The 22,818-nt window shown below is 69.5% G+C and carries 18 protein-coding genes; 8 read left to right on the top strand and 10 right to left on the bottom strand.

Translation table 11 applies throughout. The annotated features are described in order from the left end of the window. The first annotated feature begins 193 nt into the window (after nt 1–193). Nucleotides 194–580, top strand: coding sequence for a peptidase inhibitor family I36 protein (locus tag ABIA38_RS28405; protein WP_424641701.1), 387 nt, complete (start codon nt 194–196; stop codon nt 578–580). Between the two features lie 19 nt (nt 581–599). Here the strand turns inward: ABIA38_RS28405 and ABIA38_RS28400 are convergent, their stop codons facing one another. The 4 genes from ABIA38_RS28400 to ABIA38_RS28385 form a co-directional block, all read right to left on the bottom strand. After that, nucleotides 600–2,480, bottom strand: a complete 1,881-nt coding sequence (locus ABIA38_RS28400) for a serine/threonine protein kinase (RefSeq protein ID WP_424641700.1) — start codon at nt 2,478–2,480, stop codon at nt 600–602. Nucleotides 2,481–2,529: 49 nt separating this feature from the next. Next, entirely contained in the window at nt 2,530–3,066 is a 537-nt protein-coding gene (locus ABIA38_RS28395; protein ID WP_424641699.1) for a hypothetical protein, read from the bottom strand. A gap of 525 nt (nt 3,067–3,591) precedes the next feature. After that, nucleotides 3,592–5,154 carry an MDR family MFS transporter gene (locus ABIA38_RS28390; protein WP_424641698.1) on the bottom strand — a complete coding sequence of 521 codons (1,563 nt, stop codon included), beginning with the start codon at nt 5,152–5,154 and terminating at the stop codon, nt 3,592–3,594. Nucleotides 5,155–5,237: 83 nt separating this feature from the next. After that, nucleotides 5,238–5,732: a hypothetical protein gene (locus ABIA38_RS28385; protein WP_424641697.1), complete on the bottom strand. Its 495-nt coding sequence runs from the start codon at nt 5,730–5,732 to the stop codon at nt 5,238–5,240. A 242-nt stretch (nt 5,733–5,974) separates the two neighbouring features. Here ABIA38_RS28385 and ABIA38_RS28380 point away from each other — a divergent pair, with 242 nt between their 5' ends. The 3 genes from ABIA38_RS28380 to ABIA38_RS28370 all read left to right on the top strand — a co-directional run bounded on the left by ABIA38_RS28380 (nt 5,975) and on the right by ABIA38_RS28370 (nt 10,129). Further along, nucleotides 5,975–6,397 carry an ATP-binding protein gene (locus tag ABIA38_RS28380; protein WP_355529513.1) on the top strand — a complete coding sequence of 141 codons (423 nt, stop codon included), beginning with the start codon at nt 5,975–5,977 and terminating at the stop codon, nt 6,395–6,397. A gap of 842 nt (nt 6,398–7,239) precedes the next feature. After that, entirely contained in the window at nt 7,240–9,153 is a 1,914-nt protein-coding gene (locus tag ABIA38_RS28375) for an IucA/IucC family protein (protein WP_424641696.1), read from the top strand. A 34-nt stretch (nt 9,154–9,187) separates the two neighbouring features. Beyond that, entirely contained in the window at nt 9,188–10,129 is a 942-nt protein-coding gene (locus tag ABIA38_RS28370) for a hypothetical protein (protein ID WP_424641695.1), read from the top strand. A gap of 237 nt (nt 10,130–10,366) precedes the next feature. Here ABIA38_RS28370 and ABIA38_RS28365 read toward each other — a convergent pair whose 3' ends face one another. After that, nucleotides 10,367–11,575: a DUF4073 domain-containing protein gene (locus ABIA38_RS28365; RefSeq protein WP_424641694.1), complete on the bottom strand. Its 1,209-nt coding sequence runs from the start codon at nt 11,573–11,575 to the stop codon at nt 10,367–10,369. Between the two features lie 446 nt (nt 11,576–12,021). Between ABIA38_RS28365 and ABIA38_RS28360 the strand changes: the two genes are divergently transcribed. Continuing rightward, nucleotides 12,022–12,702 carry a hypothetical protein gene (locus ABIA38_RS28360; protein ID WP_424641693.1) on the top strand — a complete coding sequence of 227 codons (681 nt, stop codon included), beginning with the start codon at nt 12,022–12,024 and terminating at the stop codon, nt 12,700–12,702. 38 nt (nt 12,703–12,740) lie between these two features. On the opposite strand, the gene ABIA38_RS28355 is transcribed toward ABIA38_RS28360, so the two are convergent. From ABIA38_RS28355 to ABIA38_RS28340, 4 genes are all read right to left on the bottom strand, one after another. Then, nucleotides 12,741–13,295: a methylated-DNA--[protein]-cysteine S-methyltransferase gene (locus ABIA38_RS28355; protein WP_424641692.1), complete on the bottom strand. Its 555-nt coding sequence runs from the start codon at nt 13,293–13,295 to the stop codon at nt 12,741–12,743. After that, a complete protein-coding gene (locus ABIA38_RS28350; RefSeq protein WP_424641812.1) occupies nt 13,292–14,752 on the bottom strand; it encodes an AlkA N-terminal domain-containing protein in 1,461 nt (486 codons plus the stop codon). Before ABIA38_RS28350 ends, ABIA38_RS28355 begins: the two co-directional genes overlap by 4 nt. Before the next feature lie 468 nt (nt 14,753–15,220). After that, on the bottom strand, nt 15,221–16,270 hold the full coding sequence (locus ABIA38_RS28345) for a hypothetical protein (RefSeq protein ID WP_424641691.1): 1,050 nt from the start codon (nt 16,268–16,270) through the stop codon (nt 15,221–15,223). Between the two features lie 89 nt (nt 16,271–16,359). Further along, complete coding sequence (locus ABIA38_RS28340) at nt 16,360–16,869, bottom strand: SigE family RNA polymerase sigma factor (RefSeq protein WP_424641690.1); 510 nt, start codon at nt 16,867–16,869, stop codon at nt 16,360–16,362. 239 nt (nt 16,870–17,108) lie between these two features. Here ABIA38_RS28340 and ABIA38_RS28335 point away from each other — a divergent pair, with 239 nt between their 5' ends. Both ABIA38_RS28335 and ABIA38_RS28330 read left to right on the top strand, forming a co-directional pair. Further along, on the top strand, nt 17,109–18,209 hold the full coding sequence (locus tag ABIA38_RS28335; protein WP_424641689.1) for a PLP-dependent cysteine synthase family protein: 1,101 nt from the start codon (nt 17,109–17,111) through the stop codon (nt 18,207–18,209). A 49-nt stretch (nt 18,210–18,258) separates the two neighbouring features. After that, nucleotides 18,259–18,633, top strand: coding sequence for a PH domain-containing protein (locus tag ABIA38_RS28330; protein ID WP_424641688.1), 375 nt, complete (start codon nt 18,259–18,261; stop codon nt 18,631–18,633). A gap of 22 nt (nt 18,634–18,655) precedes the next feature. On the opposite strand, the gene ABIA38_RS28325 is transcribed toward ABIA38_RS28330, so the two are convergent. After that, entirely contained in the window at nt 18,656–19,681 is a 1,026-nt protein-coding gene (locus tag ABIA38_RS28325; protein ID WP_424641687.1) for a Gfo/Idh/MocA family protein, read from the bottom strand. 316 nt (nt 19,682–19,997) lie between these two features. Between ABIA38_RS28325 and acnA the strand changes: the two genes are divergently transcribed. Then, nucleotides 19,998–22,751 (top strand): aconitate hydratase AcnA, encoded by a 2,754-nt coding sequence (acnA, locus tag ABIA38_RS28320; protein WP_424641686.1) that lies wholly within the window; start codon nt 19,998–20,000, stop codon nt 22,749–22,751. The last annotated feature ends 67 nt before the right edge of the window (nt 22,752–22,818 follow it).

Genomic DNA, 22,818 nt, shown 5'->3' with positions numbered 1-22,818 from the left:
TGACGGCCTCCGGGTGAGCGGGTGTCTACATCGAAGAAACGTTTCGCACCCTGATTCCCGGTGGGTGAAGTCGGCGGATAGTGCACTCTTTCGAGGTAATTCACGCCTGTTCGAATGCGTTCTGCCTCATGGATGAGGGACTGTGGAGGCACGTCGGAACCGGGGCACGGATTCGACGAACGGGGAATCTCCGATGAATCGCATGCGTCGCCGTATTGTCTGCGCGCTGGCCCTGACCACGAGCCTGCTGACCGCGATGGGAGCGCCGAGTGCGTCTGCGGGCGCGACGGCTGTAGCCGCCTGTGCGCCCGGACAGGTGTGCTTCTGGGCAACACCGGGTTTCGCGGATGCGCCGGTGGTGAGCTTCGAACTGACCAACGCCTCTGTGGAGCAGTGTGTGTCGCTGCCCGACGGGGTCGACGCACGGTCCTTCGCGAACCGCATGGATCGCTACGTGACGATGTATCAGAGCAGGGAATGCGCCACCGAGGGTGACTTCGGCACATATCCGGGTGACGGAGTCTTCGTGCCCGATGTGCCGTTCACGGTACGGGCCTTCCAGATTTGGGAGAAGTCGTGACCGCTGTCGTGACCTCGGCTCATCCCTGGGCCCCGGAATAGCCCGAGAAGTCGAAGGACGCGGCGATCCGATCGATCGTCGCGTCCAGACTCGGTGGCATCGCGAAGGTCTCGATGGAGAGCTTCCTAACCGGCAGCCACCACACCCGAGGGTGGTAGGACGTGCCGTTGTCGCAACCGGCCGACCAGCGCCGGTAGTCGGCGGTCTTGGTCCCGACCAGGCGCAGACCACGTTCGACGATCGTCGAGGACGTGGTCAGTGCGCTGCCGCGGGGGACGGTGCCACGGCACCAGGGGTCACCCTGCCAGACCCAACCGCAGCCGGATTCGAGATTCAACGCCCGTCCCCATTCGTCACCGGGCGGATCGGGCAGACGGATCTCCACGCCGTCCACCGCGCACCCGTCGTTCGGGCGACCCAGGAGCGCGGCGGGCGGCAACACACACACGACATTGGGGCGCTCTGCGTCCGGCTCGATCATCCAGCCGGCCGGCACGGCGAACGTGATGCCCTGCAGGCTGTGCCGGGTTTCGCCGGCCGTGCTCGGCGGCACCGCCGGGGCTTGTGACCCCGGTGTCGTGGACGCGACCGATGTGGTGGTCTTGGGGCCGTCGGAGGTGGTCGCACCGGGCGCGGCGGTCTCGCCCAGGGCAGTACACGGGATCGACGAGTCGGTGCTTCGGGCGGTCGGGGAATCGTCGTGGATCAGTTTCGGTACGGCCACCGCAGTGCCGACGGCTGGCCGGCAGGCCACCACGGCTGCGGCGACCGGGCCTGCCCGACCTCGTCTGCGGGACTCGAAGGAGAGCATTGCCGGGGCCGGCGCCTCGACCATCGACGGATGGCCGGGCAACTGTGGGGGCAAAAGCGGCGTTTCGTGGAACCTGATCGGTTGCGCGGGTTGCGGGAAGGTCGACGACAGCGGCGAATCGTCGATGGTCGGGGAGGCAGGCGCCCGAGCCGACGGTGGTGCCGTGGGCGGGGGAGCGGGCGTGGCCGGCACGGCGGCGGGTGAGGCGACGACGGACGCCTGGCGCGCGGGGAGCATCGTGGTGACGGCATCGGGGAGCCAACTGTCCGGGGCGGTGTGCGCGTCGACCCCGAGGGTCTGAAGGTAGGTGAGTACCTGAGTAGCCGGCGGGCGGTTCGCAGGATCCTTGGCCAGGCAGGATTGGACCAGGCCCCGCGACTCGCGCGGAACGCCGACCAGGTCCGGCTCGCCGTGCACGACGCGATAGGCGACGGCTTCCATCCGACCGCCGCCGAACGGTGGTCTGCCGGTCGAGGCGTAGGCCGGCACCCCGCCCAGGGCGAACACGTCGCCGGCGGAACCCACTTCCGCGTCGAGGGCCTGTTCGGGCGCGAGGTAGCCGGGGGAACCCACGGTGCTCCCAGTGCGGGTCAGTGCAGTCTGCTCACCGATCCGCGAGATCCCGAAGTCGATCACGCGCGGGCCGTCCTCGGCCAACAGCACGTTGGAGGGCTTCAGATCGCGGTGCACGACCCCGGCGGCGTGCAGCGCGGCCAGCGCCTCGGCAAGGCCGCCGGCCGGCACTCGGACGGCCTCGGTGGGCAGCGGGCCCTGCGCCGCCACGGCCGCGTGCAGGGACGGCCCGGGTATGTAGGCGGTGGACAACCACGGCTCGTCGGCCTCGGCGTCCGCATCCAGGACCGGCGCCGTGAAGAAGCCCTGTACGCGCCGCGCGACCTCGATCTCGCGCCGGAACCCGGCCCGGAAGTCGGGATCCTGGGCCGGTTCGGCGTGGATCACCTTGACCGCGACGGGCCGCCCACCGGGCGATCGGCCGAGGTATACGCGACCCATGCCGCCGGCGCCGAGCCGGCCGTGGATCGAGTAGGGCCCGATCCGAGTCGGATCACCGGCCTGGAGTTCGCGCATCGATTCCCCCTGAGCCGATGGGTGTTCGCGTTCCTGAACGCGTCCGCGCCTACCGTCGGTGCGGCACGTGCGCGACGAGGCCGACCAGATCCTGCCCGCGCAGGGCCGCGTGCGGGTCTCGGGTCCGCAACGCGGCGGCGGCGTGGTCCAACCGGTCCCGCGCCCGATCGAGGTCCGGCGCGTGCGCCGGATCGCCGCCGCGGCGAGAGCCGTCCTCGGCCTCGGACTCACGCCCACCCGCGGGTTCGGACTCGACGGTGTCCCAGGCGGCACGAAACACCGCCGCGATGGTGTCGAAATCCAGCGGGCCGTCGTCGCGCAACGATGCCCCCACCCGGTCGAAGGCGGCCAGGAACGCGGCGGTCGACGGATCGCGATCAGCCGGCAGGGCCTGGATCAGGTCGGCCGTGGCGGCCAATGTCGGGCAACTCGGCACTCGTGGCCCCGCCACCCAGTACAACTGCTTGTGCGGGATTCCGGACTCGATCACCAATCGGCCCGCGATCGCGGCGACGCGATCGGCATAGCCGCGGATCCGGAAACGCGCGCCGTTGTCGTCCTGGCGCCACAGTTCCCACTCGTTCATGCGACACAGTGTCCCTCATTCGGGTGATCGGCGGGCGTGCCAACGGGCACTCCGCTCCAATACATCGCATGACGACGATGACGTGGACAGCCCCGTGCGGACCCGAGCCTCGGTACGAGCGGCTCCGCCCCATCCCGAGTTGCAGGCCGCCGTGGACGCGGTCCTCGAACGGTTGATGTTCGCCGGATCCGGGCGACCCACGAGCATGCCGCCGCGCCGTGCCGCGATCGAGGAACGTGCCACCACGGAGCCGCAGGTGTGGGTGTGTTGGTGGCGACGGTTCGAACCGGCCCGGGAGAGGCGCGACTTGCCGGCCATACGCGGCGTGACCCTGGGCCTGATGGCGGGCTACGGCCTGTCCCGGTTGATCGAGGGCGTCCCCGAGCGCGGCCTCACTCGACGGCGAGCACCACCTGGTCCTCGACCCCGCAGGGCTCACGCTGCGCCGATTGGGTTCACCGACGAGGTGCTCGCCGGCATCCCAACCACTGGGCCTGGGATGCCGCGGAGGGTCTGCGGGACCTGTCAGCCGGCCTCGGACAGCTTGCGCTTCGTGTCCGCTGACGTGACCGTGACGTGCTCCGAACCCCGGCGCAACGGGATCTCACGCAGCATCAGGGCAAGCACGAAGCCGAGGATCGCGATCGGGACGGCGGCCAGGAACACCGCGTCGAGCGAGTCCGCGAAACCGGTCAACGTCTCCTCCCGCCGTCCCGGCGGCAATGCGTCGATCGCCTTGCGCGTAACCCCCATGCCGGTCTCGCCAGTGCCGCCCACCCCCGCTCCGGCAGCGAGCCCGTGCGCGAACACCGCCCCGAGTACGGCGGCGCCCAGGGCCGAACCTATCGAGCGGGCGAACGAGTTCAGGCCCGTGGCCACGCCGATGTCCGCCTGCTCGACCGAGTTCTGCACGGCGAGCGTGGTGACCGGTCCGATCGTACCGAGCCCGAATCCCAGCACCATCAGGCCGATCAGCAGATGCCAGTACGGACTGTCGGTGCCCAGCAGCGACAGCACCACCAGCCCGGCCGCAGCGAGCAGCGTGCCGATCAGGGGAAACCGCTTGTACCTGCCGATCCGCGAGATCAGCCGACCCGACAGTGTCGAGCACACCATCATCGAGAGCATCATCGGCGCGAGCAGCAACCCCGACTCGGTGGGACCGTGACCGCGCACTATCTGCTGGTAGATCGGCAGGAACGTACTCATCCCGACGGTCAGGCACCCGGTGACCATCGTGAGCGGGCACGCGACCCGCACGATCGTGTTGCGCGACAGCAGCCGCAGAGGGATCAACGGATCGGCCGCGCGTCGCTCGACCAACACGAAGCCCGCGAGCATGCCGACCGAGGTCACGGCCAGGACCAGACTCGGCGCGGAGATCCAGGCGAATTGCGTCCCGCCCCAACTCGTGAACAGGATCAGCGCGGTGGTCCCGCAGGTGAGCAAGGTGAGTCCGGCTCTGTCGAACGGACGCTTGACGTAGGCCTTGCTCGGCAGCCTGAGTACCACGGACGTGACCATCAGCGCCGCCGCACCCAGTGGGATGTTCACATAGAACACCCATCGCCACGACAGCGCTTCGGTGAAGAAGCCGCCGATCAGCGGCCCGCACACGGTCGAGAAGGCGACCGTGGACGCGATGAAGCCCTGGTATCGACCACGCTCGGCGGGTGGCACGAGATCGCCGATGATCGCCTGCGCGTTGCTCATGAGCCCGCCGGCGCCGAGCCCCTGGATCGCCCGGAAGGCGATCAAGGTTCCCATCGACTGTGCCGTTCCGCACAACATCGAGCCCGCGAGGAACAGCACGATGGCGAACTGGAAAAGCCGCTTGCGGCCGTGTACGTCGCCGAGCTTTCCGTACAGCGGGATCGAGACCGCCGTGGCGAGGGTGTACGCGGTGGTCACCCATGCCAGGTGTTCGAGCCCGCCGAGGTCGGCAACGATCGTCGGCATCGCCGTCGAGATGATGGTCGCGTCGAGCGACGCCAGCATGACGCCGAGCATCAACCCGCAGAAGACCAAGATGATCTGGCGATGCGTCAGAGTGTGTGGGGCGGCGGAGCCCGCCCCCGAATCCTTCACATCGCTAAAAGCTAGGCTTGGTAATGAACCATGTCAATGATCATCCAGAGCCTCGCCCCGCGATGTGCCCCGGCGCGGCCCGCCTACGCGGCACCGCTGCGCAGCAGTGCCACCACGCCGTCCACGCCTTCGCTGCGCAGTCGCTCGACCACGCGCACGCCCTCGAGGCGGGTCTTCATGTCCTGCGGGGTCAGGCCCCGTTCCAGGCACGCGGCGGCGAGTTGGTACTCGGCGGGCAGGATGCCGGCGGTCAGCCAGGCCAACACCTGAGCCGCGGTCAGGTCCAGTTGCGTCCAGCTCGTCGCCATCGCGTGCCGTTGCTCGGGCGTGGTCCGGGGGTCGATCTGCTTGATCACCCGACCGATGTCGAGAACACGCGTAGCGTCCCGATTGGGCGCCGCGGCGGGCGCGGGCGCCGGGATGACGGCACGCGGCACCGACTGCGCCTGCCGGCGCTGCTGCGGCGGCTGGTGTTGTCGATTGGACCGGGTAGGCGTCTCCGAGCTGCGCCGACGAGGCCGCCGACCGTCGAGAAGATTGGCCAGCATGGCCTGTTCGACGGCATCGAGATCTTCCACCACAGGTAGTCACCCTTCTGGAATCCGCACCGTGCACAATCCGGTCATTCGCAGCGGAATGCCGTTGTTCGGCGCTCACAATCACACGCCGGGAGGGACGTGGACTGCGATGGTCTTGCCCATGTCGACCTTCGCTCACACACGCGACCGATCATCGAATCGTAGCGATATGACGAATCGTCAACCGTGCGCCCGCAAGCGCGCCGGTCAGTACGCTGAGGCGCGGTGCGGAAAGGGGTGACATGGGAACGGGATACGAGCGATCCTGCTGGTTCACCCTGCCCGCCCAGCCGGCATCCGTCGCACAGGCCCGACGGGCCCTCGCGGACCATCTGACCTACTGGGGGCTGCCCTACGGACACGACCTGGGCTACGCGCTCAAACTCGTCGCGTCCGAACTGATCACCAACTCGGTCGAACACGCGGCCGTGTTGTCGCCCGAGGTCTCGGTGACGTGCACCGTGCACGACGGTTGGCTGTGGCTGGGCGTACGCGACCGCCATCCCTACCGTCCGGTCGCCCTGTTGGAGACGGTCGACGACACGTCGGGCCGGGGTCTGCTGATCGTGCGCAACATCGTCACCGAACTCGGCGGCCAGATCCACATCGAGGCGCACCCGGACGGCAAGACCCTGTGGGTGATCCTGCCGTGGCCGGTCGCCTGACCACCCTGCGCCCTCTCCGGTCGGCAGGTTGCGTGTTCTTCACTCGGCTGTTTCGCCGATGAACCGGCCCGGCCCGACTCGGCCCGAGGGCTCCGGGAGTCGCCGTCGTTCGGTATCGAGGCCGCCTCGCTCGACGCGTCGACCCGTCGTCGTAGGTGCCCGGCCACTGCCCGCATGCACCTTCCACAAGCACTGGCGTGCGAGCGCGAACGGGGCGAAAGTCCCCTGTTTCGATCCTCGGCGCCTACCGCACAAGGGCGTTCGTATCGTAGCCGCAGGCGAACGCTCGGTGGTGGGGTTCGGCGGATCGGACATTGCTCGGGTGGATATCCTCCACAAGTGACCCGAGAGATCCCGAAGTGCTGCAAACTCCTTCTCGAAGCGGGTTACCCACTCGGTCCGTTCACTCCATCCGCACCGATCGCCGCCCCGACGGGGCGGATTCGTCCATGGCCCGCCTGTCCGGCCGCTCGTCGGGTCCACCTGCTCGCCCGGGCGGGATCCGGAATCGGCTCGGAACTTCCTTACCGGTCACTGATGTCGCTCTTACCGGGAGGTTCGTATGGTGGCGAGCGGGGTCTTCCGGATCCGCTCGACCGCGACGCCTCAGGCGATGGCCCGGCCCCGCCGTCGCTGCTGCGGTCGCCGATTTCGCGGATCATGACGAGGGTTGCCATCGGGCAAACCCCGCACACGGGAGCCCGTTGCGGGACATGATTCTGATAACCGACGGATTGCCGTACGGTGAACGTCCCTCGGAGCAGTGGCGAACGGGCCGCGTCCATGATCCGAACCGCAGTCCGACCCACGGCCGCGCAGACCAGGGGAGGTACGTACCGCACATGTCGACATCCGCGGAGGCGCTTCCGGAGCCGGCCCGACCGGGCAGCCCTCGAAAGCCCACTCCGGGCCCGGCCGGCGACGAACCCTCGCCGGCGCGCGCCCACCCGGCCCACCTGGAGCCCGAACACCCGAACACCGGCGCGATGATCGGCGCCGCGCGTGACACCGGCGCCGGCGACCGGGTCACCGGCGATCCGCTGCTCGACCCCGTGCCCGCGCGCGCCGCCGACCACGCGGCCATCGAGAACCTGCTGCGCTGCCGCATCCGCGAGAGCGGAACGGCGGTGCCGGCGGACGGGCCGTTACGACTGCCACTGCCCGCGACCGCCAGCACCGTCGTCGCGCCGATCCTGTATCGATCCGAGACGGGCATGCACCGTTTCGGCCCGGTCCGACTGAGCAGCGGCGTCGCCCTCGACGCGACCACCCTGGCGGTGCTGCTGGCGATCGAGGCCGCACACGGCCGCGTCGGTTCGATCACCGCGATCGCCGACATGACCGACCGGGTGATCGACTCGACCCGGCGGATCGCTCACCACCTCGCCGAGCGCCGCAGGTCGCCCGAGGACGCACCCGCGACGACACCCTTCCTGAGCACCGAGCAGTCGATCCTGCTCGGCCACCCCATGCATCCCTCGCCGTCGTCGCGACAGGGCCTGTACGGGCCCTCGTCGCCGCGCTACTCACCGGAGTTGCGCGGCTCGTTCCCCTTGCACTGGTTCGCCGTGGATCCCTCGGTCGCGGTCCACGACGGCGACCTGGGGCGGCCTGTGCCGGTCGTGCTCGCCGGCCTTGCCGAGGGCGACGTGAACCTGCCTCCGGGAATGGTCGCGCTGCCGGCGCACCCGTGGCAGGCACGAGACGTGCTCGGCCGTCCCGGCGTCGCGGCGCTCCTGGAACGCGGGCTGCTGCGCGACCTCGGGCCCGGCGGCCCCGCCTGGTCCGCGACCTCCTCGCTGCGCACCGTGTACCGTCCCGGGGCGCCCGTCATGCTCAAGACCTCGCTCGGCGTCGAGATCACCAACTCCCGGCGGGAGAACCATCGCAGCGAACTCCGCCGCGGTCTCGCCGTGCACCGGATGCTCGACGCCGGCCTCAAGCGGGTCATGCACTCCGCCCATCCCGGCTTCGACGTGCTGCGCGATCTGGGCTGGATCGCCGTCGATATCCCGGGTGGACGGGGCGATTCGGGTCTCGAACTCGTGGTGCGGGACAACCCGTTCGGCGCTCGCGACCGGGTGCACTGCATCGCGGGCCTGGCGGCGCCGCGCCCGGATCTGCCGCGTGGCAGGTCGATCCTCGCCGACGTGCTCTACACGCTCGCCGCGCGCACCGCGACGCCGCTGCGCGAGACGGCGGAGTCGTGGTTTCGCCGCTACCTGGACGTGCTGGTCGCGCCGATCCTTTGGCTTCACGGGGAGTACGGGCTCGGTCTCGAGGCGCATCAACAGAACACGCTGGTCGTACTCGACACCGACGGCCGCCCGATCGGCGGGCGCTACCGGGGCAATCAGGGCTACTACTTCTCGGCCGAACGCGGTGCGCGGCTTGCTCGTTGGCTCCCCGGCGCGGGCCGGGACCTGGGTACATGGTGTCCCGACCACGTGATCGACGAACGGCTCGGTTACTACCTTGCGATCAACAACGTGCTGGGTCTGGTCGGTGCGATGGGTGCGCAAGGGCTGGCCGACGAAGGGGCATTGATCGCGATCTTCCGCGACCGGCTGGTGCGCACGCGCATCGATCACCCCGCCGGGCGCCCGCTCATGGACCGCCTCCTCGACGGTGCCACACTGCGATGCAAGGCCAACCTGCTCACCCGCGTCGCGGGTCTCGACGAACTCGAAGTCCCGTTGGAGACCCAGTCCGTCTACGTCGACATCGCCAACCCGATCGCGGACGTACGCGGCTGAGCGGTTCTCGTACCACCACAGAGGAGACGGCACGGTGCGCGCGAACGTCACGGTCCTGGCGCTGCACCGGCACGAAGGCGAACCTCTCGAATACGAGGACGCGGTCTGGATCGGCGACGGGGCGGGACGTGGGTTCCTGCCACCGGCCGGGCCCGCGTGTAGGCGAGCCCGGGTGGACCGACCGGGTGCGTTACGGGTCGCCCTCGCGGACGGCGCCGCGGAGAGCCTGCTCGCCCGGCGCTGGGCCGAACTCCTGGTCCGGGCCTGTGGGGCGGCGCCCACGCCGCTGCTGTGCGGGGGCGCGGGCTTCGCGGACGTGCTTGCCCGGGCGGCGGATCGCTGGCCCGACCTGACCAAGCGCTATTTGGTCGAGCGGGAACGGCGAGGGATGCCGGTACAACCCTACGAGTTGCGCAAGTTGGCACGCGGCGCGCACGCGTCTGCGGTCCTCGCGGCGCACCTCGCGCCGCACCCGTGGCTGTCCGGACGAGGTCAGTGGGTGGCGGCGGTGCTTGGTGACGCGTACCTCTTCCAGGTGCGTGGCGACCGGCTCTGGCGGGTCTTCCCGACCTCCCGACGGACCGACGTCGCAACCAGCAACGGTGCCGATCCGGCTGCGGTCGCCAGGCGCGTGCGCTGCGCGCGGGGGACCTGGACCGATCGCGATCTGTTGTACGTCGCCAACGACACGGTCGGTACATGGTTCCTGCGCACCGCGCTCGCCGGCGGGCGGCCGTGGGAGGAGGTGCGCGAGCCGGCCGCGAGCAGCCCTCGCGAACTCGCCCACTGGGTGGCCGCGCGCCGGCGGGCGGGTGTACTCGACGACGGTGACCTGACCCTCGTCCGCATCGACCCCACGATCGGCCCGGCCCGACCGCCCGCAGACACGGCCTCGGACGTGGAACCGGACCTCGTGCCCGGCCCCGCATCCGTGCCTCGATCGACGTCGGACGGATCACGGACCGGGTTGCGGTAGCAGTCGCCTGCGCCCGCACCCGCAGATCAAGCCGTCGCGAGACCTGCGATGAGGTGGGCACCCGGCGCACTGTGGCCCGCTTGGGGGGAGGCATCTGCGCGGGCTGTCTCTGCCTCACACGGGCGTCGGAGCCCGCCGGCTCGTCGTCGGGCTGCCGTCAGCGGAGGTGGAGGCGCCGAGAGGGGGTGGGACCGCCGCATTCGCGGTCCCACCCCCTCTCGGGTCACGACGCCGTGCTCAGCAGGCGCCTTGGTCCTCCCAGACACCCCACTGGCCGGTCGTGCCCGGCGTTTCACCGCGCGTCCACCACTTGGCGCGCCACGTGCGGTTGTTCCATACGACGGTGTCGCCGTTGGTATAGGTCATCGAGTCCGTCCACGGCTTGGCCGCCGCGCACTTGGTGTGGAGCGGGACGTTCAGCTCCTTGATCCACTGGTTGCGCCGGAAGTCGCGTGCCTTGATCGTCACCCGGTCGTTGGCGACCTCGACTTGGAGGCCGCTGTTCTCCAGCCCGCTCAGCGCGCTCTCGCCGCCGGTGCCGTTGTCGGTCCACTGGGTCTGCACGGCGCCGGTGTTGACGACCGTGAAGCCTTCGAGGTTGCCGGTCGCCGGCACGACCTTGCGCACCGCCCAGTCGGAGAGGTTCAGGTCCCAGTGGGTGTGCGAGGTGAACAGCACCGCGTCCTTGTGGGCGCCCAGGATGTTCATGATCCGGTCGGCCTGGAGGTAGTCCGACTTGTAGAGCTTGTTGCGCGTACCCGAGACCGTGTCCGGCAGCACGTGGTGAGAGAACACGAACGTCGGCTTGCCCTGTGCCTCCCAGTAGTTCATCCGCTGCTCGAGCCAGGTCAACTGCTCCTCGCTGAACCACACCTCGTCCCACTTGGTGGGATCGCTGTACTTCATGTACTTCTCCGTGCCGAGGAACAGCATCGGGACGCCGTCGACGACGCGCTCGTAGTAGACCTTGTCGAGGCCGGTGAAGTCGTAGAAGTTCTGGAACAGCGACTGCTCGGTGGTGCCGTTCGGCCAGGTCTCCTGGCACAGCTTGTCCGGGTTGCAGTACTTGGGCACGTAGAACTCGTGGTTGCCGATCGTGAAGAACGTGTTCGCCGGGTGCGGACGCGTGTTCAGGACCTGCTTCACCTGGTCGTACTCGGCCTTGTAGCCGCGCGGGGTGATGTCGCCGTTGACGACGAGCGCGCCGCTGTCGGGGTTGGTCACCTTCATCTGGTCGAGCGCTCGACCGAAGTCCGCGAGGTCGCCCTGGACGTCGCTGACGACGTTGAAGGACACCTTGGCGGGCGCGGGGGCGGGCGCCGTGTTCACGGGAGCGGCGGCACGGGCCGCGGGACGGTTCTCCGCGTAGGCGGCACCGGCGCCCGCGGTGAGCGCGAGCGCGGCGCACACGGCCGCGATGCGCCGGTGTTTGCGGAAGTTGGGCATGGCGATCCTCGGGACGGGAGGGATGTCGGGACCCGCCCATCACATCGGTTGGCGCCGGCCGCGCGGCGGCTCGCACTGATCATGAGGGTGTCGAGCGGCTGAAGATCATCCATGAAACCGGCAAAGCGTGCCCCAAGTTGTCCACAAGGGCCGAGTTGTCCACAGGTTGCCGCCGCCCGTGCCACCCGGCGAGCCTCACGCAGCAGGATCCGGGAATGGAAGAGGCGGTACGAGTCTTGCGGGGGTTGGCATGGCAGAACGACGGAGTGGTGACGCGGGAATGGGCGGCATCCGCCGGAGTATCCGGTCGGGTCTGGCGCAGGCTCGTGGACGCTGGGCGGGTGCGCGAGCTGGCGCGCGGAGTGGGGCTCGTCGATGCCGATCGATGTGCGCTCACCTCGCGCGGGTTGTTGCGCGCCGGGCTCGCAGCGTATGGAGAGCGGGCCGTGGCCGTCTTGCACAGTGCGGCCCGCGTGCACGGGATGCGTGGCGTACCGCGCGTGGAACGTGTGCACGTGGCGACGCCCGATACGGCGTCCCGGCGTGGCGGGCCCGGGATCGTGGCACATCGGCGCCGGTTGCGAGCCGACGAGATCGTGATGGTCGACGGCCTTCCGGTGACGACGCCGGTGCGGACTCTCGCCGACCTGGTGCCGAGGCTGCGGCCCGAGGAGGGCCTCGCGGTGCTCGACTCGGCACTGCATCTGGGCCTGTTGGAGGCGGCGGAGCTGGCGGACGTCGAGCACGCGGCGGCGGGCCGGCCCGGGGCAGGGCGGGTGCGACCCCTGCTGGAGATCGCGGACGCACGAGCCGAGAGCCCGTTGGAGTCACGGGTACGACTGGATTGCGTACGAGGCGGGGTCGCCCCGGACGAGCTACAGCACGAGGTCGTGCTGCCCGGCGGCGGCCGGGCCCGCGTGGACCTCGCGTGGTTGACCGGCCTGCGGCCGGTGTTCGCGGAGGCGGACGGCGCGGACGTGCACTCGCGGCCCGACGCGCTTTTTCGCGATCGGGCCAGGGCCAACGAACTGGCCCTGGCGGGCGCGCTGGTACTGCGCTTCACCTGGCACGACACACTCCGCCGAGGGCGGGTCGCGGAGCTCGTGCGCAGGGCGTTCCAGTCGTGAGCCCCCCGACCGCCCTCATTCGGTCCGAGGCCGGCTCGCTACCCCGTGACGCGGACGTTTTCCAGGGCCAACAGGCGCTGCTTGCGCGGCAGTCCGCCCGCGTAGCCGGTCAACGTGCCGTTGGCGCCGATCACTCGGTGACACGGGATGATGATGCTGATCGGGTTGCGACCATTGGCGAGTCCGACCGCGCGGGACGCGGTCGGTTGGCCCAGGAACCTCGTCGCCAAGGCCCCGTAGGACATCGTGTGTCCGAACGGGATGGTGGTCAGGGCCGACCAGACCTTGAGCTGGAAGGCCGTGCCCGCCGGCGCCAACGGCAGGTCGAACTCGCGCAGTTCGCCGGCGAAGTAAGCACTCAACTGCGCCTGCGTCTGCGTGAACGCACCGGGATCGTGTATCCAATCCGCGCCCGGCGTGGCGGCCATGTAGAGCGCGGTGAGCGAGCGGCCGTCACCGATCATGAGCAGTTCCCCGACCGGGGAATCCATCACCGCGTATCGGCGGGGCCCGTCGAGGGGGGTGTTGAACGCGGTCGGGGGCACGTTCGGGTCGGGCGTTTCGACGGCCTCGAACAGGGCGTCCTGGTTCATGCGACTTCCTTCACCGAGACGGTGGGTGCTGCGGACAGGCTCGCCCACAGATGGTGCAGCGCGTACGAGCGCCACGGGGACCACGAATGCGCGGACGAGGCCGGCAGCCCCAAGCGCGCCAGCGCGTGCTTGACGCCCAGGTCCGTCGGCAGGAACACGTCCGGATCCCCGAGTGCCCGAAGTCGAATGTACGACGCCGTCCAGGGGCCGATACCCGGAAGGGCCAAAAGGCCCGCCTCCGCGGCTCGGCGATCCACACCCGGGTCCAGTCGCACCGCGCCCGACGCGAGCGCGCCGGTGAGCGCGAACATCGCCTTCTTGCGCGCCGTGGGCATGGGCAGATCCACCGGATCCGCGTCCGCCAATGCCGCCGCGGTCGGGAACGCGTGAGTGAGTCCGCCCTGCGGTGCGGCCAACGGTTTGCCGTACAGCGAGGTCAGTCGTCCGGCGATCGTGCGCGCGCCCGCGACCGAGACCTGCTGGCCGAGTACGGCCCGCACGGCGAGTTCGTCGGGGTCCACGTGCCCCGGCGAGCGCAGGCCCGGAGTGGCCCGGACCAGGGCAGCCAGCCCGCCCTCGCCGAGTTCGGCGCTCGCCAGCGCCGCGTCCACCGCGAGCGGATCCGCGTCCAGGTCGAGCAGGCGTCGGCAGCGCTGTACCGCCGCGCCCAGGTCGCGCAGGTCGGCGAGGACCAGGCGACACCACACCCACGAGGGGCCGGGCGAGAGTTCGACCACGCCGGTGCCGTGTGGCAGTGAGAGCACCCTGCGGTAAACGCCGTCCACGTACTCCTCGACGCCCGGCACCGCCCTCAGGCCCAAGAAATCCAACGCGTGACCGAGCGCGATCGGCCGGCGGTAGGGCAGCCGCAACCGGATCTCGCCCGGCTCGACCCCGCGAGTGCCCGCACGCCCGCGCACCTCCGTCGGTGTGCGGCCGAACACCTCGCGCACGGTGTCGTTGAACTGGCGCACGCTCGCGAACCCGGCCGCGAACGCGACCTGCGCGATCTGTAGGTCGGAGGTCTCCAGCAGGATCCTGGCCGTCTGTGCCCGCCGGGCCCGTGCCAGCGCCAGGGGGCCCGCGCCGACCTCGGCCATCAGCAGGCGATTCAACTGGCGGTCGCTGTAACCGAGCCGGACCGCGAGGCCGCCGACGCCATCCCGGTCCACCACGCCGTCAGCGATCAGGCGCATGGCACGGCCGACCACGTCGGCGCGCACGTCCCACTCCGGCGACCCTGGCGAGGTGTCCGGCCGGCAGCGCTTGCAGGCCCGGAACCCCGCTGCCTGTGCGGCGGCCGCCGACGGGTAGAAGCGGGCGTTCTCACGCTTGGGCTTGACCGCGGGGCAACTCGGCCGGCAGTAGATGTCGGTGCTTGTGACCGCCATGTAGAACCAGCCGTCGAACCGGCTGTCCCGGCTACTGCACGCTCGGTAGCACTGCTCGAAGTCCATCACGTCGACCAGTGTCACCCGATCCCGCGATGGGAGCCGGCGGGAATCGGACAGCACCGTGAGGACGCCGGCAGGTCGCGCGGCGGGCCCACAGTCCGCGAGTCGGCCCGCTGTGGAAGAAGCCGACGAAGATCGAGCGGCCGGCGCGGGCATGTGCTCCGTAAGCGTGCGCGAAATCCACGAGCGAGGTCGTGAGCCCGCCTCGTCGCGCTCGATCACGTCGAGGACCGCCGCCTCGATCGAGAAGCGTCCGAGCGTGTGACCGATGGCGTCGTCCGCAACCTCGTGCATCGTCGCGGTGGCCTGGCTCAGGTGCTCCACGGCCTCCGTCTCCGTGGCCGAGCCCCGGAGCGTGAGAGGGGAATCGGCGGCGCTCGGGGGCTCGACATCCGGCGCCTGCCCGAGTGACGGCAAGTCATGCCTCGCAGGCGCCGGAGACGGCTTGGGATCGGAGCCGGACCCTGGTGTCTACCGGCTCGGAATCGCCGACCCGGAAGGCGACTCGGTCCGGTGTTGAGACCACGTACCCGAGGGTGGCGGGATCGAGTGGGTGATCGGCGAGGTGCTGGCGCCGACCGGCGGCGGGGTTTCGTATTTCTGGGAGGACGGTGACCGGTCGGTGAACGTGGGTGTGGCCTTCTCGGCCGCCTTGTTGATGGCCGGGCTCACCCATACCTGCCACGACGGGACGAGCGCGATCGAGCGCAGCCGCTCCAGTGGCAGGATCGGCGTGTCCCGGCCGATGTCCCCCTTCTCCTCGCGGGAGGCGACCTCCTCGACCCGGATCACGACGCCGTTGGGGCGTACGACTTGCACGGACCAGTCCTTGGGGCCCATCCCCGTGGGGCCGGCCTTGCCGTCGGCGCGGTTTTCCGGTGTGTCCGGCGAGGCGGGGTAGACCCAGTCCTGCCGCTCCAGCACCCGGGTTCCGTCCGCGGTCCTGACCTCTGTGCACCTTGCGTTGGTGCGGCCGTCCTGCGGTGGGCACGAGTATTCGTGCGAATCGCTGGCGCTCTGCTCCACGGACAGCGAGACCAGGGTGGGCCCTTGGGAATCTTCGAGGACCAAGGACACCGACGAGCCCGCGCTGTGAATGCCCGCGGAGGTCTTGTCGGTGTTGTCCGATCCGGTTATCTGAGAGCGGACGAGGCCCTGTGGCAGCAAGGGCAGGAGCGTCTGCAGCAGCGTCGGCGGCACCACCGGGACCATCCCGGGTGGAACGGCGAGCGTCGGCCGCGCCGTGGGCGTCATCGTGGTCGGCGGCGCGGGGACCTCCGCCATCCTGCTTGCCGGCCCCGTCACCTGTCGGTGGCCGTCCTCGTTCCCGCTCGAGACGGTGAACAGGGTCGTCCCCGCCACGGCCAGTACCGCGGCGGTTGAAGCACCCACTTGGAGGCGGCGTACCAGTTTCATTCGTCTGCCCCGGGCGATGCCGCCCTTGACCAATCCCGTCGGGGGGACCAATCCCGACGCCGACGTCCGCATCGCGGCCGCCAGCATGTTTTCGTCAGACCCCATAGACCTACTGTCTCCTCGCCATCCGTGTGACCACAGGTCGTACTGCTCACCAGCCGTACGGCCGTGCCGGCGGTGTGCTCAGTGACCCCTCATGCGGCGGAGAGCCAGCCGGACTCGCTCCCGAGCACGCTCCGCAACTTCTCCAGCGCCCGCATGGACCTGCTGCGCACGGCCCCCTCGGATACGCCCATCTGCCGCGCCGTCTGTTCCACGCTCAGGTCCTCCCAGTAGCGCAGGACCAGTACCGCCCGGTCCTTGGGTGGCAGTTCGGCCAGGCTCTTGAGAAGCGTCAACCGCAACGCCTGATCGTCCTCGGGACCGGAACCCTCCGGCAGGTCCGCGTACGGTTGCTCGGTGCTGCTCAATCTGCGCCGATGGGACAAATACGTGCGCGTCAGCACGGTGCGCGCGTACGCCTCCGGACTGTCGGCCCGGCTGACCCGCTTCCAGGCCCGGTACAACTTGCCCAGCGTCGTCTGCACGAGGTCCTCGGCGAGATGCCAATCGCCACACAGGAGCCACGCCGTGCGGAACAGTCGACCGCTGCACGCGTTGGCGAATTCCAGGAAATCGGCCGGCTCGGCGTCGAAGCCCGCCATAGACCCTCCTCGTCCCTACGCGCCCTCGCGCGTACCCACCCCATAGACGCGGCAGACCCCCCGGCACGTCACACGTTCCGGTCGAGAATACGTATCCGCAGCTCATGGGCCATTCGAGGGGTTGGCCTGGTGGACCGCGAGTCGGCCCGTAGCCTGGGCCACGATCGATCACCATCGATCCCGCAGCCCTCGTCACCCGAACCCGGCACGGGGGTACGAAACCAGCAAGGGGAGTCGACGTGACGTCGGTTGGCAACGATGTGGACCGCTTCAGCGCCAAGACCCGAGCCTGGGTGGACGAGGCCATCCGCAAGGTGAGTGCCGACGCGAACCGCTCGGCCGACACCCACCTGCTCGCCTACCCGCTGCCTGCGAAGTGGGGCATCGACCTCTACCTCAAGGACGAGTCGACCCACCCCACCGGCTCGCTCAAGCACCGGCTCGCTCGTTCGCTCTTCCTCTACGCCCTGTGCAATGGCTGGATCGGCGAGGGCACCACGGTGATCGAGGCGTCCTCGGGCTCGACGGCGGTCTCGGAGGCGTACTTCGCCAACCGGATCGGGCTGCCTTTCGTCGCGGTCATGCCTGCTACCACCAGCCCCGAGAAGATCGAACTGATCGAGTTCCACGGCGGCCGATGTCACCTGGTCGAGGACGCCACCACGGTCTACGACGTCTCGCGCGCGCTCGCTGCCGAGACCGGCGGGCATTTCATGGATCAGTTCACCTACGCCGAGCGGGCGACCGACTGGCGCGGAAACAACAACATCGCCGAGTCGGTGTTCGAGCAGATGTCCGAGGAGCGACACCCCATCCCCGAGTGGATCGTGGTCGGCGCCGGCACCGGCGGAACGAGCGCGACGATGGGCCGCTACGTCCGCTACCGCCGACACCACTCCAGGATCTGTGTGGTCGACCCGGAGAACTCGGCCTTCTTCGAAGGGTGGCGCACGCACGACCCGGCGTATACCGAGGCGTGTTCGTCGCGGATCGAGGGCATCGGCCGGCCGCGCGTGGAGGCCAGCTTCATGCCGAACATCGTCGACCGCATGATCAAGGTCCCCGACGCCGCGTCGGTCGCGGCCATGCGCGAGCTGCACCGCCGCACCGGTCACCGGGCCGGCGGCTCGACCGGCACCAACCTGTGGGGCGCACTGCGCCTGGTCGCCGAGATGCGGGCCGCGGGTCGTACCGGCTCGGTGGTCACCCTCTTGTGCGACGGCGGCGAGCGCTATGCGCACTCCTACTACTCCGACGAGTGGCTCGCCCGGCAGAGCCTGGATCTGACCTCGTACGAAGGCACGTTGCGACACTTCCACACAACCGGCGAATGGCGCTGACCGGGCGGCCTTAGGCTGGAGGCCGCAGGTCGACGAGGAGGAGCACGGCATGAGCGGGGCGGGAAACGTCGTCTTCGACAGGCGCGAGCAGTTGGAGAAGATTCAGAGCGGTCTGCTCCCGGGCGAGCAGATCATCGCGGTCTACGACGCGAAGGGCGTCGGTACCGGGTTCATCGGTCTGACCGATCGGCGCGCCATCTTGCAGGACAACTCGTTCGTAGGTAAGAAGATCGCGATCACATCGATCCCCTACTCGAAGATCAGCAGCGTTTCCATGGTCTCGAACAAGAGCTTCACCGGGTCCTACCTGAGCTCGAGCGAGATAGCCATCCACGTCGGGACGCAAACCTACAGCGTGGAGTTCCGCAGCGACGACAAGGGCCGGCACGTGCACGACGTCATCCTGCACTACATCATGCGCTGAGCCGTACGCCGACTGTCCGTGCTCAGTGCGTGGCCGGGGTCTCCCCGCGCAGCGGCAATCCGGCCACGCGGTAGATCGCGTCCATGATCCGCAGTGTCGGGACCGCGTCCGCTGCGGGCGTCAGCGGTGATTCGCCCAGCCGGATCGCGTCCGCGAACGCCTGGAGTTGCAGGCGGTACGTCGACGTCCGAGCGGCCTCGCCCAGGTGCTCGCGCCGCTTGTGCTTGTCGGTGCGCACGGTGAACCGGTGCGGCAGGTGCGGCATCAGGTAGTTCAGCACGCGCATCTCGCCGCGCGTGCCCACGACGTGTGCGTGCATGTCGAGTACGCGCCGCGACAACATCGAGGCGTGCACGGTGCCCGTGGCGCCGCCGGGCAGTCGCAACCGGGCCGACATCGCGCGGTCCACCCGCCGGTCCCGGGACAGCGTCAGCGCGTGCGCGTGCGACACCTCGATCGGATCCGTCTCCACGTCGCCCGCCAGCAGACGCATCAGGTGCACGGCATAGCACCCGGCGTCCATCAGCGCCCCACCCGCGAGGTCGTAGCGGTAGCGGATGTCGCCGAGCAGCGGCAACGGAAAGCACATCGACGTGCTGATCCGGCGGATCTCGCCGAGTTCGCCGTCGTCGAGGATCTCGCGCATGCGATTGGCGAGTGGGTGATAGCGGTAGTGGAACGCCTCCATCGCGACCAGGCCCGCGTGCTTGGCGGCGTCCGCGATCGCCTGCGCCTCGGCCTCGTTGGCCGCCATCGGCTTCTCGCACAGCACGTGCTTGCCGGCTTCCAGCGCCCGGATCGTCCAGTGCGCGTGCAGCCCGTTGGGCAGCGGGATGTACACCGCGTCCAACTCCGGGTCCGCGATCAACGCGTCGTAGCTCGGGTGCACGCGCGCGATGCCCTGACGGCGGGCGAAGGCGTCCGCGCGGGCCGGGTCGCGGGCGGCGATCGCGGCCACCCGCACCTGCGGGATCAGCCGCGCGGGCTTGACCAGCGCGGCCGGCGCGATCCGCGCCGCGCCCAATACGCCGATCCGGATCCGCTCCACGGCGTCATCCCCCTCATCGCCATTCCGCCCGATGCGCCCACATCCCGGGCGCATACCCCGGGCCACGCCGCGAACCCACAGCGAGCCCACACCGTGGGCCGTACCGGACTCGCTGTCCCGCATGTTAGGGGCGCACGCGCGTGCGTGGGGGAGAATCCGCGGCCGACCTTTCGGCGCGCCCGCGGCGGGTACCCGCACGCGGGAGTCGGGGCCTGGGATAGACTTGTCTTGACATCAAGATATCTGCGGGGCGCAGACCCCGGCATCCCTACTTAGGGTCACCTTGCTTGGCGTACGTCGGGTGGGTGTCGGCAGGATGCGGGAGAAACGCACAAGATCAAGGGAGACCGTCGTGTCCGCGAACAGCTTCGACGCTCGCTCCACCCTGAACGTGGGTGACGAGTCGTACGAAATCTTCCGGCTGGACAAGGTGGAGGGCAGCAAGCGCCTTCCCTACAGCCTGAAGGTCCTGCTGGAGAACCTGCTTCGCACGGAGGACGGCGCGAACATCACCGCCGATCACATCCGTGCCCTGGGCGGCTGGGACGCGAAGGCGGAGCCGAGCGAGGAGATCCAGTTCACGCCGGCGCGCGTGATCATGCAGGACTTCACCGGCGTGCCGTGCGTCGTGGACCTCGCCACGATGCGCGAGGCCGTCAAGGCCCTCGGCGGCGACGCCTCCCGGATCAACCCGCTCGCGCCCGCCGAGATGGTCATCGACCACTCGGTCATCGCCGACGTGTTCAACCGTCCGGACGCGTTCGAGATCAACACCGACATCGAATACGGCCGCAACAAGGAGCGCTACCAGTTCCTGCGCTGGGGCCAGACCGCGTTCGACGAGTTCAAGGTCGTACCGCCCGGCACCGGCATCGTGCACCAGGTCAACATCGAGCACCTGGCCCGCACCATCATGGTGCGGGGCGGGCAGGCCTACCCGGACACCTGTGTCGGCACCGACTCGCACACCACGATGGTCAACGGCCTGGGCGTGCTCGGTTGGGGCGTCGGCGGCATCGAGGCCGAGGCCGCGATGCTCGGCCAGCCGGTCAGCATGCTGATCCCGCGCGTGGTCGGCTTCAAGCTCTCCGGCAAGGCGCAGCCGGGCGTCACCGCCACCGACGTGGTGCTGACCATCACCGACATGCTGCGCAAGCACGGTGTGGTGGGCAAGTTCGTCGAGTTCTACGGCGAGGGCGTCGGCGCGGTGCCGCTGGCCAACCGCGCCACCATCGGCAACATGTCGCCGGAGTTCGGCTCGACTTGCGCGATCTTCCCGATCGACGGCGAGACGATCACCTACCTGCGACTGACCGGTCGCGACGAGAAGCAGCTCGCGCTGGTCGAGGCCTACGCCAAGGCGCAGGGTCTGTGGCACGACCCGAACCACGAGCCGGAGTACTCGGAGTACATCGAGCTCGACGTCTCCACCGTGGTGCCCTCCATCTCCGGCCCCAAGCGCCCGCAGGACCGGGTCGTCCTGGCCGAGGCCAAGACGCGCTTCCGCGACGCGCTGGCGGACTACGTCACCAACGGCGACGAGTCCGGCCAGGAGTCCTTCCCGGCCTCGGACGCGCCCACCGGCTCCAACGGTCGCGTGCACAACCCGACCAAGGTGGTCGGCGAGGACGGCGTCGAGTACGAGATCGACCACGGTGCGGTCGCGATCGCCTCGATCACCTCGTGCACCAACACCTCCAACCCCTCGGTCATGCTCGGCGCCGCGCTGCTCGCGAAGAAGGCCGTGGAGAAGGGCCTCAGTCGCAAGCCGTGGGTCAAGACCACGCTCGCGCCCGGGTCCAAGGTCGTCATGGACTACTACGAGAAGGCGGGCCTGATCCCGTACCTGGAGAAGGTCGGCTTCTCGCTGGTCGGCTACGGGTGCGTGACCTGCATCGGCAACTCCGGCCCGCTGCCGGAGGAGGTCTCCAAGGCGGTCAACGACGCGGACCTCGCGGTCGTGTCGGTGCTCTCGGGCAACCGCAACTTCGAGGGTCGGATCAACCCCGACGTCAAGATGAACTACCTGGCCTCGCCGCCGCTGGTGATCGCGTACGCGCTCGCGGGGTCGATGGACATCGACATCACCACCGAGCCGCTGGGCCTGGACCCCGAGGGCAAGCCGGTGTACCTCGCCGACATCTGGCCGAGCGACCAGGAGATCGCCGACGTGGTGGCGTCCTCGATCGACCAGGACATGTTCATCGACCGCTACGCCGACGTCTTCACGGGCGACTCGCGCTGGCAGTCGCTGGAGATCCCGACGGGCGCGACGTTCGAGTGGGACCCGCAGTCCACCTACGTGCGCAAGCCCCCGTACTTCGACGGCATGCAGATGCAGCCGGCGCCGGTCGTGGACATCGCGGGCGCCCGGGTGCTGGCCAAGCTCGGCGACTCGGTCACCACCGACCACATCTCGCCGGCGGGCTCGATCAAGGGTGACAGCCCTGCGGGCAAGTACCTGGCGGAGAACGGCGTCGAGCGCAAGGACTTCAACTCGTACGGCTCGCGCCGGGGCAACCACGAGGTGATGATTCGCGGCACGTTCGCGAACATCCGCCTGCGCAACCAGATCGCGCCGGGCACCGAGGGCGGCTTCACGCGCGACTTCACGCAGGCCGACGCCCCGGTCGCGACCATCTACGACGCGTCGGTGAACTACCAGGCCGCGGGCATCCCGCTGGTGGTGCTCGCGGGCAAGGAGTACGGCTCGGGCTCGTCCCGCGACTGGGCCGCCAAGGGCACCTCGCTGCTGGGCGTGCGCGCGGTGATCGCCGAGTCCTACGAGCGCATCCACCGTTCGAACCTGATCGGCATGGGCGTCATCCCGCTCCAGTTCCCGGCCGGCCAGAGCGCCGCCACGCTGGGCCTCACCGGCGAGGAGACCTTCGCGTTCGAGGGCATCACCGCGCTGAACGAGGGGCGCACCCCCAAGACCGTCAAGGTCACCACGGACACCGGCGTCGAGTTCGACGCGGTCGTGCGCATCGACACCCCCGGAGAGGCGGACTACTACCGCAACGGCGGCATCATGCAGTACGTGCTGCGTTCGCTGGTGAACAAGGGCTGATCGAGGCCGTCTAGGCCGGCTCGCCGCACTGCGGCGGCAACCGTACGGCGTCGACGCACCGGGCCGG

The organism is Embleya sp. AB8 (assembly GCF_049739465.1).
Taxonomy (GTDB): Bacteria; Actinomycetota; Actinomycetes; order Streptomycetales; family Streptomycetaceae; genus Embleya.
The sequence above is the reverse complement of the archived record's forward strand: the minus strand, read 5'-3'. Positions and strand labels throughout refer to the sequence as shown.